Genomic DNA, 606 nt, shown 5'->3' with positions numbered 1-606 from the left:
GCACAGGGTTCCGTTCACCTCAATGGTGTCATTTCTCTGAAGCGCAGATACCCGTGAACGTGCAAGGGAGGCTCACCGCCGCCTCCCTTGCATCCCAGGCTCCCGGCGGGAAAATCGTCGCTGCGCGAGTTATTCGTCTTATGCCATCTGACTGTCGGGTCGGGGCCGAGCCTGCGTCCATGCAGGCCGTCCCCTCTGCCCGCATCCCTGCGGACAGCCCCGGTCAGCCGTCAACGCCTCATCGATTTTCAGCCGGACCGGAGTCATCGCTTCAACGCTCTGACTTCCAGTTAAATCTGTTTTGCTGTTTAAACAAAAAACGCAAATGGTCAGGTGTAGGCTGGTCCGGCTGAAAATTGCCGGCGTGTTTCCGTAAGGCCGGGAGAGCCAGCATGGATGCTGGCTCAGGGCGCGTTTTGCAGGGATGCTACCTCGCGCCCGACCCGGTAGCCTGAAGGAATAAGCGGGGGGAACCACGAAGTGGCAATTTTCCCGCCGGGAGCCGGGATTGTTAAGGGTACGGCGATAGTACCCTTAACACGTTCACAGGCAGTATCGTTTCAGAGAAGTGAWWAACATWRGGTGAACGTAACAATACACCAGAGG

The sequence above is a fragment of the Citrobacter cronae genome, from assembly GCF_016893685.1.
Taxonomy (GTDB): Bacteria; Pseudomonadota; Gammaproteobacteria; order Enterobacterales; family Enterobacteriaceae; genus Citrobacter; species Citrobacter werkmanii.
Note: the sequence above shows the minus strand (reverse complement) of the source record.